Source organism: Psychrobacillus sp. BL-248-WT-3 (assembly GCF_012843435.1).
Classification (GTDB): Bacteria; Bacillota; Bacilli; order Bacillales_A; family Planococcaceae; genus Psychrobacillus.
On record NZ_JABAFC010000008.1, the window covers coordinates 16,168 to 28,470 of the forward strand.

The following is a 12,303-nucleotide window of genomic DNA, read 5'->3' on the forward strand; positions in this document are numbered from 1 at the left end:
CGAAGGGAAATTGTCCTTTTTGATTTTATATTGTAATAAAAAAGCCTGCTCTCTTACCGATAATCTCTGCGTAGTCCTCAACCATCACACTAGCAGTAGGATACATCCCCGCTCCAGGACCTACTAGTGTAAGTGTCCCAATATAGTTTGTATCAAGAGAAACAGCATTATTTACTCCTTCTATTGCATACAACGGATGATCTGCTCCTACCAGCTGAGGCCCTACTGATGCATATAACTCTCCATTTTCATCCTGTTCAATTTCTGCTACATGACGATAACGAAGACCTTTGTCCTTAGCTTCACGTACATCCTCTAATGTAATTTCATCGATTCCTACTACACGTACATCGTCCCAATCTGGCTGTTTTCCAAATGCCAATGCGCTTAAGATCATTAGCTTGCGAAATGCATCCTGACCAGATATATCGTTGTAAGGATCAGCCTCTGCATATCCAAGCAGCTGTGCTTCTTTTAAGGCACTCTCAAATGGCGAATCCTCTATACGCATTTGCGTCAAAATATAGTTGGATGTTCCATTCAATATTCCTTGAATTTTCTTCACAGAGTTTACTTGAAGCAGGTTTTTTAGAGTCTTGATAATTGGCACCCCACCAGCTGTAGTAGCCTCATAGCCTACAAATACACCTCGTGATTTTGCGCGCTCCTGTAAGGGAATACTATATTTAGAGAACATGACTTTATTTGCAGTAATCACGTGACAGCCTTTGTCAATCGCTCTGCATAAATAGCTATATGCGGGCTCTTCGTTGACAATTGCCTCAAAAACTACCTGGAGTCCAGGAATATTCTCAATATCCTCAAAGTCGTCTGTTACCAAAACTCCTGGAGTTTCAGGTCTTTCTTTTGCTAAATTATTTATCAGGATTGCACAAATCTCAATATCCAACCCTAATGATTTTTTTAAGTCTTCTCTTTTTTCATTTACGATGTGATAAATCCCTTGGCCGACTGTTCCAAACCCTAAAATCGCTGCTTTTATTTTTGCCATGCTGTCTCCTCCAAAATGAATCTGTACAATTGAATATAAATAATCGCACTTGTGTAATATTTCAATAAATTTATTGACTATTTTACATATTGTAGACTATTTTTATTCATTATACAATAGGATTCTATCTAGAGAGGACATTTGTTTTTCTCAAAAGTACTTTTTCGAGTGCATTTTGTAAGTCTTCAACAGCCTCCAAGCCAACAGACAAGCGGATTAGATCCTCTGTAACACCTGTTTTTACTAAATCCTCTGGAGTAAGCTGTTGGTGAGTAGTAGAAGCTGGGTGGATAATTAAGGATTTTGCGTCTCCTACATTAGCAACATGAGACCAAATTTCAATATTATCAATAATTTGTCTACCTGCTTCTCTGCCTCCCTTCACTCCAAATGTCAGAATAGAACCGAAGCCATTTTTTAAATACTTTTTAGCCAGCTCGTGCGTTGGATGGTTTTCAAGCCCTAAGTAGTTAACCCATGACACTTCCTCATTTGCATTTAAGTACTCTGCAATCTTCTGTGCATTTTCGTTATGTTTTGGCACTCTTAAGTGAAGTGTTTCTAGTCCTTGAAGAAAGGAAAATGCTGCCTCTGGGCTAAGAGTAGGACCAAAATCCCGAAGCAACTGAACTCTTAGCTTAATTGCAAATGCCACATTTGGTACGTCGATTCCATAACGTAGCCCATGATAAGTAACATCAGGCTCTGTAAATCCCGGAAATTTATCGGAGTTCCAATTGAAATTCCCTCCATCTACTACTACACCACCAATTGTTGTCCCATGTCCTCCAATCCACTTCGTTGCAGAATGTATAACAATGTTAGCTCCATACTCTATAGGATTTGAACCAAAAGGTGTAGCAAATGTGTTATCTACTAATAATGGAACTCCTACTTCATTGGAAATTTTTGAAACAGCTTCTACGTCTAGAACATTTAAGCTTGGATTTCCAATGATTTCTGCAAAGAAGCCTTTCGTTTTCTCTGTAACAGCTTTACGGAAATTTTCTGGGTCAGAGGAATCTACGAATTTTACTGTAATCCCATAACGTGGGAGTGTATGTGCAAATAGATTAAAAGTTCCTCCGTATAAATTTTCAGCAGCTATAATTTCATCTCCAGCTCCAGCAATGTTCAAAATAGAAAATGCTATGGCTGCTGCTCCTGAGGAAAGTGCTACTGCTGCTGTTCCTCCTTCCAGTAATGCAATTCTTTGTTCAAAAACATCTACTGTTGGGTTTGTGATTCTGGAATAGATATTACCAGTCTCTTTCAAGGCAAATAGATTTTGTGCATGCTCAGTGTTTTGAAATACATATGAGGTTGTTTTGTAAATAGGTACTGCTCTAGATCCTGTCACTGGATCAGGCGTTTGTCCACCGTGTAATAGAAGTGTTTCTTTTTGAAGATTAGTCATTTGAATTCCTCCGATTTAGTAGATTAGATGGATGCTGGAGGCCAGAGAGGATTATAGAACAGACAACTATAAAAACCCCTCTTCAATTAAGAAGAGGGGTCAAATTGATGACATGTTCCTCCTCTTATCTTCCAAATTCTATTAAAGAATTTGTAGGATTTAGCACCTTTCCAAGTTATAGAACTTGGTGGTTGCCGGACTTCTTAGGGCCTATTCCCTCAGTCACTCTTGATAAGAGTATTTGATTAGTATTCCATCTTGTTACACAGTATAAGTCTCCATATATTTAGATGTCAAGTCATTTTATAAAAATTCTGAAACTTCTTCTTTTTTTAATCGTTTAATATAATAGATAGAATAATTTTATAAGGGGTGTCATAGAATGGTTGTTTGGATTGTTAGCATTCTCCTAACAGGCTACATTATTGGTTCGCTACATGGATCTAAACTCGCTCAATGGATGAGTGGAGTTAATATAAAAAAAGAAGGCCTAAATAATTCCGGAGCATCCAATGCTACTGTCGTACTTGGCTGGAAGTATGGTGTTTTAGTGGGAGTCATAGATATATTAAAGGGTGCCATTATGATTATTGGTGTACGTGTACTTTCTGAGCAGTGGAGCTTGTTTAGTTCATCAGAGCTGGATCTACTTCTTTATCTAGCTGGTGCCGCGGTTATTTTAGGACACAACTTTCCAGTTTTCACAAAATTTAAAGGTGGGAAAGGCACAGCCTCCATCATCGGGGTTTTACTTGCATTACATTGGCCGGTCGGACTGGCTGGATTGCTTATATTAATCTGCGTTACACTTTTAACAGATTATTTGTTGATTGGGGTTTTGTTTTTTTACCTCATATTTTTAGGAGCCTCTGTCTGGACAGCAGATGGAACAGGACCAATCTTAATAGCAGGCTTCCTATTTTTAATGGCTTCCTTCTTACACATAGAGAATGTCCAACGATTAATACGGAACGAAGAAACAAAAATTTCCTCTGTTATAAAGAAAAAGAAGCCTTCGGTTTAAAGGAAAAGAGTGAGTTAAATGAGCAAAAAAAAGAGGTGGATTGTGGTCATTCCATTCATAATAATCGCATCGAGCGGATTAGGTATGTGGATGCTTACAAGTAAATGGCTCGAGGATGGGTTAAAGCCTAAGGCCGACGGTTCCAATGAGTATGCCATTGTGTTAGGGGCCAAGGTCAAAAAAGGGCACATCCCTTCTCTAGCACTTCTTTATCGTTTGGAAGCAGCACTAGATTATGCTGAAAAATACCCATCTGTAAAACTTGTTGTTACTGGAGGACAGGGACAAGATGAGGATATAGAAGAAGCTATAGTCATGAAGAACTATCTCGTAGAGAATGGAATTATGGAGAGTCGAATCATAGTAGAAGATCAATCTACCTCTACGTATGAAAACCTTTTATACTCTCAACAGCTTCTCCCTGACAGCGTTACCTCTGTCACAATTATTACGAGCGATTTCCATTTACAGCGAGCAAAAATTATAGCTGAGGGAATAGGATGGGACGCAGACGTGGTAGCAGCTAGGACACCACAAATTTCAAAGGCAAAACTACGTTTGCGCGAAAGAGCGGCCTTGCTAAAAACCTTTGTCTCCGGAGAATAACAAGAGAGGGATAAAAAAAGAAGAGTAGCTATGCTACCCCCTCCTTTCTCCCTCCCCCAGCTCGCTCATTTGCGAATTATAGGAAAGTTATTAACCCTCGACCAGTGCATAATATTTCAGAAGTTTACCTTCTAATTCAACGAGTAAAATAGGGCCTTCTTTTTCTATAGTAGAAAAAATATTTGAACCCACAGGGAGCTTATTCGACATTTCATCTTCAAAGTCTGTGTCTGAATCATTTCTTATTTTTATTTCCCCTACTTGCTCGCCTTTTGTTAAATTTAGTTCCTCAACCCAGTCAATTTTAGTCTTATAAATCACACCATCGAGCTGAAAAATATCGGCTTCAGGGTCTAATGTTAAAACTTCTTCCGCATCAGGATTTTTAGTTTCATGAACTTCTATTTTTTCTGTGTTCAATGGATTAGAACATCCAACAGCAGTTAATAAAACGAAAATGATCAAACCCCAAAATGATACAAGTTGTCTCACGTTATCCCCTCCTTACATTGTTAGACGGACAAGGGTGGAATAAGTTACCTTTCCTACTCTCATTTGTTACAATTGCTGTTTAGTTGTCTAAGTGAATTTCCATTTAATTGGGTTGAATCAACTTTACCCCTTCACCCAATAAGCACTTCCATCATCTTTCCTATCTAAAAATCCGTATTCCACTAAATAACGTCTGAGGGTTACATGGTCATCGTATATGCTTTTTAGAATTTCATTTATTTCTTTCTCGCTATACTGCTTTTCCTTGTCAAATTGCTTAATAATTACTCGTAGTGTTGCAAGCTTTTGTTTTTCCTTTTTCGGAAACTTAATCATCCGACCACTTATTCCCTCTGGGAAGAATTTTTTCTCTACTTCTGCTTGTTCATCAGCTGTTATATTATAACGATCGTCTACCATCGTAGCGTTTTTATGAATTGGCAGGAAATTAGGGGCATGTCTGTCCTTTTCCTTCAACAGCTCCATCATTGTCAAAAATATCTTTGCTTGGCGTTCCTTTTCCTTCAAGACAAATCGATGATTTCGAATAGTCGAGGCACTCCCTATCTCTAACTCCTTTTGAATTTCTAAGTCACTTCTCCCTTCATAAAACAGTTGCAATAAGCTATTTTGATGGTCCGTTAAGCCAGTTAGCTTTTTGTTTAAGCCAATTAAATGATCAAATACAGAGTTATGTTGTTTCTCTATATGAAGCTTCATAAATCGCTCCGATTCATACAAAACATTATTTTCAGGATATATTAAGCCCTTTTCAACTTTCTCCCCACATAATAAACATTGATAGCATTCCTTTTCCTCCACATACCCTTTTTTCATCTCTTCCATAGATGCGTCTAAAAAATTTTCATTTACTTCCATAACAAACATAACCCCTTTTCGTTTGTAAATATACAAACATTTTATAATAATATCTATTTTAAATCAAACTAAATAATACTGTTGCAATTTATCTGAAAATAATAAACAATTAAAAGGAAGGATTACAAGAAAATAGGGGGAAATACATTGGTAACATTCAAAGAATACGAATACAAAAGACCAGATTTACAAGAAATGAAGACAGCTTTTCATAGTTTATTAGATAAAATGAAGGAAGCTTCTTCTGTAGAGGAGCAAAATTCAATAATTGAAGAGGTTAACTCGATTCGCAACAACTTCTCTACTCAAGCAAACCTTGTTTATATCCGAGCTTCTATCGATACAAACGATGAATTTTATCAAAAGGAACGCGATTTTTTAGATGAAATCAGTCCCGAGGTAGATGAGCTTGTCACAGAATACTACAAGGTTCTTGTAGCTTCCCCATACCGCAATGAGCTAGAACAAAAGTGGGGCAACCAATTATTTGATTTGGCAGACTTTCAGATTAAAGGATTCTCTTCAGAGTTAATCGGCTTAATGCAAAAGGAAAACAAACTAACCTCTGACTACTCTAAGCTTGTTGCATCTGCAGAAGTAGAGTTCGAGGGAGAAAAATATACACTAGCACAGCTTGGAAAGTTTACAGAATCTACAGAACGCGAAATAAGAAAGAAAGCTAGAGAAGCTTCTATTGGGTTTTTCCAAGAAAATGAAGCCAAATTTGATGACATCTATGACCAACTTGTTAAGCTACGTCATGAGATGGCAACCACTCTTGGCTACAAAAACTTTGTAGAGCTTGGTTATATTCGGATGAACAGAATCGACTATAATGCGGAGATGGTAAAAAAATTCCGTGACCAGGTTCGTGATTATATAGTTCCTCTTGCCAATAAGCTACACGAAAGACAGGCTAAACGCATTGGTGTAGAGAAGCTTAAATTTTATGATGAACCACTTAACTTTTTAACTGGAAATGCAACTCCACAAGGTTCTCCTCAATGGATTATCGACAATGGAAAGAAAATGTATGAGGAGCTTTCTCCAGAAACAGCGGAATTCTTCCAGTTTATGATTGACCGGGGCCTAATGGATTTAGAAGCTAAAAAAGGAAAAGAAGCTGGAGGATATTGTACATTTATCGATGACTATGAATCTCCTTATATTTTCTCTAATTTCAATGGAACATCTGGAGATATTGATGTGTTAACTCATGAAGCAGGTCATGCTTTTCAGGTTTATACAAGTAGAAATATCGGGATACCGGAATATATCTGGCCAACGTTTGAATCCTGCGAGATCCACTCGATGAGTATGGAATTTTTCACTTGGCCATGGATGGAGCTTTTCTTCAAGGACCAAACAGAGAAATATAAATTTGCCCATCTAAGTAGTGGTCTTCTGTTCCTTCCTTACGGCGTGGCAGTAGACGAATTCCAGCACATTGTATATGAAAATCCAGAAATGACACCAGCAGAAAGAAAAGCAGCATGGAGAAAAATTGAGCAAACGTACCTCCCTCATCGTGATTATGATGGAAACAGTTATTATGAGGCTGGTGGCTTCTGGCAGCGCCAAGGACATATATATGCTAGTCCTTTCTATTACATCGACTATACGTTGGCACAGATTTGTGCATTCCAATTTTGGAAGCGTTCAAGAGAGGATCGTGACTCTGCATGGAAGGATTACTTACACCTTTGTAAACTAGGGGGCTCTATGTCCTTCACTAAGCTAGTAAAAGAAGCTAATCTCATTTCTCCTTTTGAGGAAGGATGGGTCGAATCTGTAATTGGTACAATTGAGGATTACTTAAACAGCGTAGATGATGCTTCACTTTAATTTTAGAAATAAGGAGTTTATAAGTTATGATTAACCCAGCAGGTTTTTGGATAAGAGTTGGGGCAGGTCTATTAGATGGAATTATTATCGGTATACCATTGGCAATTATTAGCTTACTTTTGTTCGGAGAAAGTGATACTTGGTTTACGACCATAGGACAAAACTTTTATACTTTTATCTTGCCTATTTTATGGGCAGGATACACAATAGGCAAACGAATTGTGGGAGTACGAATCGTTAAAGTAGACGGGTCTAGTGTAGACGTTTGGACGATGGTAAAAAGAGTTATAATAGCAGGAATTGTCTATGGGATAACTTTGGGTATTGGTCTAATTGTGAGCTGTTTTATGGTCGGTTTACGCGAGGATAAGAGATCCCTTCATGATTTTATAGCTGGTACTTATGTAACTCATGATTCGCCTTATTCATGAGCAGTTAACTTAACCAGCAGGATCTTGCTTCCTCTCATCCCTACTGTGTTTTTGACACTAATGAAAAGTAAAAAAGATGGTCGTGATTCTCTTCACGGCCATCTTCTTTTATCTATCCTTATTTTTTAAAGCTTTGTTAAAGTTATTGGTTGATTTTGGACTAACAATTCTTTTTCATAGTGACTGCAAACATAAACAAGGAACTTTCAAGTGGCACATCACAACCACGCGCATAAGCGTTAGGTGATGGCTTATCGCTCACCACGAGGAAAGCGTCCTGCTGGTGCGAAAATCAATTCTACTCTCTGATTTAAGATTTCTTTGCATCATAAATCAACCCTAACCTGTAACACAGCTTTTTTAATAACATTTTTTAGCCTATACTCTCATACAATAGCAGGTAATTCATAGAAGATAACGAATGTAAGTATAAAGGAGTGTTATTATGTCGAGTAAAATATTAGCAATTACAATTGCGATTATGGGAATTATTTATATATTTTTGATACCTCATGATCCGGTTGGTATTAAAATAACGTTCAAACTTATTCCTATGCTGCTCATTATTCTTTTTGCAAGTATTCAACCACCTGGTTTACCCAAAAGCTACAAGACACTTATTATTTTAGGATTATTTATATGTATGCTAGCAGACGGACTAATTTATTGGTTTATAATTGGGCTTATCACATTTTTAATAGGACATATCATTTATATTTTTGCATTCAGAAGAATAAAAAAGAACACTATCCCTAAGTGGGCAGCAGCTTTGTTACTTCTTTATGGACTAATTATGATTATTTGGATTGCAGGCACTTTATGGACTGAAGGAGAATTTGTTTTAGTAGTTGCTGTTGTTCTGTATATAGGAGTTATTTTAACCATGGGCTGGCATGCATTTCAGACAGGTAATAGATTCGCCATAATGGGTGCCATCTTATTTATATTCTCTGATTCTATACTAGCAATTAATAAGTTTATAGTAGCTATCCCTTATGAGCATGCACTTGTAATGCTTTCCTACTATGGTGCACAATTTCTCTTCTCATACAGTATATTTTCGCATTATTCCTCAACACGGAATAATCTGTTAAAATAAATATATGCTTTGCATATTGGAGGAGATTTTATCATGAAAGAAATTCTTATCGATCGATTAACTAGATACGCTAAAATAGATACACAATCAAATGCCGCTAGCTCTTCTTGTCCTTCTACTGAAGGTCAGTGGGACTTACTTCATTTATTGGAGAAGGAATTAGCAGAACTTGGGATGGAAGAGATCACATTAGATGATAATGGATACTTGTTTGCCTCTCTACCAGCTAACACAAATAAGGAAGTACCTACAATCGGCTTTTTGGCACATGTGGATACAGCAACAGATTACACAGGAAAAAATGTAAATCCTCAGCTAATTGAAAGCTATGACGGACGAGACATTCAACTGAATAAGAATACTGTTATGTCAATTGCAGACTTCCCTGAATTAACAAAGTACGTTGGTCAAACACTAATGACTACAGATGGATTGACCTTATTAGGAGCTGACAACAAAGCAGGTATAGCTATTATCATGACTGCTATGGAATACTTCCTTCAAAACCCCGAAGTAAAACACGGGAAAATTCGTGTGGCCTTTACCCCTGACGAGGAAATAGGTCGCGGACCACATAAATTTGATGTAGAAACATTCGGAGCTAAATACGCGTACACAATGGACGGAGGTCCACTTGGAGAACTGCAATATGAGAGCTTTAACGCTGCTAGTGTTAAAGTTACTACCCATGGGAAAAGCGTACATCCTGGCTCTGCTAAAGGAAAAATGGTGAACTCCATTACGATGGCAACTAAATTCCAATCCCATATGCCTGTGGATGAAGTTCCAGAAAAAACTAGTGGGGACGAAGGTTTTATTCACTTGATGTCCTTCAACGGGGATGTAGAAAAATCAGAGCTAGGCTACATTATTCGTGATCACGACCGCCAAAAATTCGAAGCTAAAAAACAACTGTTTCTAGATGTTGCAGAAAAATTTAAAGCTGAATACGGAGAACACGCAATCGTGGTGGATGTAAGAGATCAATATTATAATATGGGTGAAAAAATTACACCTGTTATGGAAATTGTAGATATTGCTAAGGATGTTATGATTTCCTTAGACATAGAACCATTAATTATCCCTATCCGTGGCGGGACAGATGGCTCTCAGCTTTCCTTCATGGGTATGCCAACACCAAACATCTTTACAGGTGGAGAAAACTATCATGGGAAATATGAGTATATCTCTATAAATGCAATGGAAAAAGCTACAGAAGTAATGAAAGGGATTATTCAAACCTTTGAAAATAAAGCATAACTAAGCTATAGATAAAAGAGACACTTGCCATATTTAGCGAGTGTCTCTTTTACCGTTTTAGCATATCTTATTACACTGTAGCTTCTGTTACTGGATTTCTTTCTGCAATGTAGCGAGATACATGCTTGTAGCTGACAGCAAATACGATAAATGTCAGTACAAGGAATGCCACTAAGCAAATTAGAAGTACAAAACCATTTGCCAGCATAAACCCTGGATCTCCTAAAGAAATAACGGATTTAAGCCCTGCATTAGAATACGTTAGCGGTAAGAATTTACTAAGCGCTTGTAAGTTCTCCGGTAACATAGGTATTGGTAGGTTCGAGCCTGTTGTAGATAATTGAAGAACGATGAATGCAAGAGCAATAAATCGACCAATATTACCTCCTAATGCTATCAAGAAGAATACAATAGACATAAACGCTAGACTTACAAAAACAGTAAACAGTATAAATAATCCCGCATTAGTAACCTGAAGTTTCAAGAAGAATAATGAAAATAAAGATACTAATAAACCTTGAGCAACTGCAAATAATGAAAGCTGCATAAGTTTACTTGCATACCAGCTAAATAATGAACCTGGCAAAGTAACTGGTCTTTTGAAATCAACGATAAAAGATAAGATTAAAATTCCAACAAATAAAGCTAAAGAAATAATATATGGGGCTGTAGAATCACGGTAATAATTATAGCTGTTCACCGTCTCCCCCTTAAAACTAACCGGATTAGAGAATTTAGCTATATTAGCTTCACTCACCTGAATACCATTTACTTGTTCCGCTCCACCTGCTAAGCCAGTTTGAAGCTCTTGGCTTCCAGATTGCAATTGATTTGCACCATCGTTTAGTGATGTTACCCCTAAAGTCATTGTCTCCCAACCAACTGCAACAGTTTGGTTACCATCACTAATTTGTGTAAGCCCTGCCTTTAAATCAGTAACTGCATTGCCAATCTTCGTCCATGAACTTGCAACAGTGGCATTCCCATTAGCCACTTGATTTGCCCCTATTTTAAGTCGATTGATCCCAGCATTAGCTGCCGTTTGTCCTTCTACCAGTTGATTGATCCCAGCATTCAGCTGCTTAGACCCTGTGGTAAGCTGAGTCGCTCCAGCAACTAAAGCGTCAGCACCCTGCTTTAATGGTTGAACTTGCTGATCAAATTGAGTGAGACCTTTTGAAATTGCATCACTTGTACCTACAAGCGTCATAAATTCCACATCTTTTGCAAGCTCAGGATGTTTTGCTAAATAACCCTTCAAGCCTTCCGTAAGATTTTGAGATCCTCCTGAAAGCGTTTTCGTAGATTCTGTCACTTTAGCAATTCCACCTGCTAACTGCTCTGCCCCTGGTTTCAACTGTTTTTCTAAGCCTGCAGATAATGTGGAACTGCCTGTGTTAACAGTCTTTAAACCATTCAATACCTGGTCAGATCCAGCTTTTAGAGAATCTAAGCCTTGCACAACCTCTTTTGATCCTGCAGCCAGCTTTTTAATGTCATTCTCTCCGCTTTTAATCGAGCTAAGTAATTGGCTAGCTCCATCCTCAGCAGTTTTAGCTCCAACTGCAAGCTTCTGAACATCTCCTGATTTTTCGTTTAAAGATTGTAGCAGTTGACTTGTACCTGCCGAAAGACTTGTTGTACCCTCATACAATTTGTTAGAACCATCAGCACCGGAAGCAAATCCATTAGAAATATCACCAAATCGTGCGAATAATGTTTTGGTGTAGGTTTCCGTAATTTTGTTTCCTAGCTGTTCACGAATTTTTTCTGTAGCACTTTTCGTCACCTGTGAAGCCATGAAGTTCAAGCCTTCATTTTGTGTATAAATTATTTCTGCTACCTGTGGATTAGCATCTAGCACGGTTGTTACCTTGCTAGAAAAGTCCTCTGGAATCTCAATCGTCATATAATACTTCTGACTCTTGAGTCCTTTTTCGGCTTCCTCTTTCGAAACAAAATCCCATCCTAAGGCTGGATTTTGCTTCAAATCTGCCACTAAATCATTCCCCACATTTATTGGGGCTCCCCCTGATTCAGCACCTGCATCATTATTAACAAACGCTACAGGTAAATTATCTAGATTGTCATACGGATCCCATGTAGCAGATAACAAAACTGCTGCATAGACAATTGGAATTAGCAAAACTCCAATGAGTGAAAATATTACCCCTTTTTTCTCTGTTAGCTTGGATAATTCCACGCCCAACAATTTGAACGCACCCATACATAACCCCC

General features: G+C 37.8%; 11 protein-coding genes and 1 riboswitch. Of the genes, 6 read left to right on the top strand and 5 right to left on the bottom strand.

Going from position 1 to position 12,303, the window contains the following annotated elements; all coding sequences use genetic code 11:
• Positions 1-25: 25 nt before the first annotated feature.
• Positions 26-1,012, bottom strand: a complete 987-nt coding sequence (locus HF876_RS06380) for a homoserine dehydrogenase (RefSeq protein ID WP_169359240.1) — start codon at positions 1,010-1,012, stop codon at positions 26-28.
• A 124-nt stretch (positions 1,013-1,136) separates the two neighbouring features.
• On the bottom strand, positions 1,137-2,429 hold the full coding sequence (locus HF876_RS06385) for an O-acetylhomoserine aminocarboxypropyltransferase/cysteine synthase family protein (protein ID WP_169359241.1): 1,293 nt from the start codon (positions 2,427-2,429) through the stop codon (positions 1,137-1,139).
• 121 nt (positions 2,430-2,550) lie between these two features.
• A riboswitch (SAM riboswitch) is annotated at positions 2,551-2,667 on the bottom strand.
• 144 nt (positions 2,668-2,811) lie between these two features.
• On the opposite strand from HF876_RS06385, the gene HF876_RS06390 reads away from it, so the two are divergent.
• Together HF876_RS06390 and HF876_RS06395 are read left to right on the top strand one after the other, a co-directional pair.
• Positions 2,812-3,453, top strand: a complete 642-nt coding sequence (locus HF876_RS06390) for a glycerol-3-phosphate acyltransferase (RefSeq protein ID WP_169359242.1) — start codon at positions 2,812-2,814, stop codon at positions 3,451-3,453.
• An 18-nt stretch (positions 3,454-3,471) separates the two neighbouring features.
• The gene (locus HF876_RS06395; protein WP_169359243.1) at positions 3,472-4,059 is read left to right on the top strand and encodes a YdcF family protein; all 588 of its coding nucleotides are present in this window, start codon (positions 3,472-3,474) and stop codon (positions 4,057-4,059) included.
• A gap of 90 nt (positions 4,060-4,149) precedes the next feature.
• Here the strand turns inward: HF876_RS06395 and HF876_RS06400 are convergent, their stop codons facing one another.
• Together HF876_RS06400 and HF876_RS06405 are read right to left on the bottom strand one after the other, a co-directional pair.
• Complete coding sequence (locus HF876_RS06400) at positions 4,150-4,551, bottom strand: hypothetical protein (RefSeq protein WP_169359244.1); 402 nt, start codon at positions 4,549-4,551, stop codon at positions 4,150-4,152.
• Positions 4,552-4,674: 123 nt separating this feature from the next.
• Entirely contained in the window at positions 4,675-5,430 is a 756-nt protein-coding gene (locus HF876_RS06405) for a DUF2087 domain-containing protein (RefSeq protein ID WP_169359245.1), read from the bottom strand.
• Positions 5,431-5,577: 147 nt separating this feature from the next.
• On the opposite strand from HF876_RS06405, the gene HF876_RS06410 reads away from it, so the two are divergent.
• The 4 genes from HF876_RS06410 to pepT all read left to right on the top strand — a co-directional run bounded on the left by HF876_RS06410 (position 5,578) and on the right by pepT (position 10,065).
• The gene (locus HF876_RS06410; protein ID WP_169359246.1) at positions 5,578-7,275 is read left to right on the top strand and encodes a M3 family oligoendopeptidase; all 1,698 of its coding nucleotides are present in this window, start codon (positions 5,578-5,580) and stop codon (positions 7,273-7,275) included.
• A gap of 26 nt (positions 7,276-7,301) precedes the next feature.
• Entirely contained in the window at positions 7,302-7,706 is a 405-nt protein-coding gene (locus HF876_RS06415) for an RDD family protein (RefSeq protein WP_169359247.1), read from the top strand.
• Positions 7,707-8,151: 445 nt separating this feature from the next.
• A complete protein-coding gene (locus tag HF876_RS06420; protein WP_169359248.1) occupies positions 8,152-8,805 on the top strand; it encodes a lysoplasmalogenase in 654 nt (217 codons plus the stop codon).
• Positions 8,806-8,838: 33 nt separating this feature from the next.
• Entirely contained in the window at positions 8,839-10,065 is a 1,227-nt protein-coding gene (gene pepT, locus HF876_RS06425) for a peptidase T (protein ID WP_169359249.1), read from the top strand.
• Positions 10,066-10,135: 70 nt separating this feature from the next.
• Here the strand turns inward: pepT and HF876_RS06430 are convergent, their stop codons facing one another.
• A complete protein-coding gene (locus HF876_RS06430) occupies positions 10,136-12,292 on the bottom strand; it encodes a YhgE/Pip domain-containing protein (protein ID WP_169359250.1) in 2,157 nt (718 codons plus the stop codon).
• Between the last annotated feature and the right edge of the window lie 11 nt (positions 12,293-12,303).